The organism is Lactobacillus equicursoris DSM 19284 = JCM 14600 = CIP 110162 (genome assembly GCF_001434815.1).
Lineage (GTDB): Bacteria > Bacillota > Bacilli > Lactobacillales > Lactobacillaceae > Lactobacillus > Lactobacillus equicursoris.
In genome coordinates, this window is sequence record NZ_AZDU01000138.1 from 1 (window position 1) to 460 (window position 460).

1 protein-coding gene is annotated in these 460 nt (G+C 47.2%); it reads right to left on the minus strand.

Annotation, left to right across the window (positions count from 1 at the left end; genetic code table 11):
• Positions 1-460 (minus strand): ABC transporter substrate-binding protein (locus FC20_RS09725; protein ID WP_236697675.1); only part of this gene is annotated, 460 nt, incomplete at both ends.

The window sequence follows — 460 nt, forward strand, 5'->3', positions numbered from 1 at the left end:
TGTAGTCTTCACCATTAACGTCAGTCAATTGCGTTGGGGTCAAAGTGTTGGCTGGAACGCTGTTGCCGCCCAAAGTGGTGGTCAAGCCCTTACGGTTGACAGCCAGTGACAAGGCCTTGCGGATGTTGGCATTAGCCAAGTCCTTGTTCTTAGCAACGTTGAATTGCAGGTAGAAGGTTGCACCTTGGTTCAAGCTAGTGTAGCCCTTTTGGTTCTTCAATTGCTTGGTTTGGGATGAGTCCAAAGCAGTTGCGTCCAGCTTGTTTGATTGGTACAAGTTATAAGCAGTTGATGGAGTCTTTTGTACGCTCCACTTGATGGTGTCAAGCTTTACGTTCTTCTTGTCCCAGTAGTATGGGTTCTTGACCATCTTCCAAGACAGGTTGGAGCCAGTCCAGCCAGTTTGCTTAAATGGACCGTTGTAAAGCATGTACTTAGAAGCAGTACCATACTTTGAGCC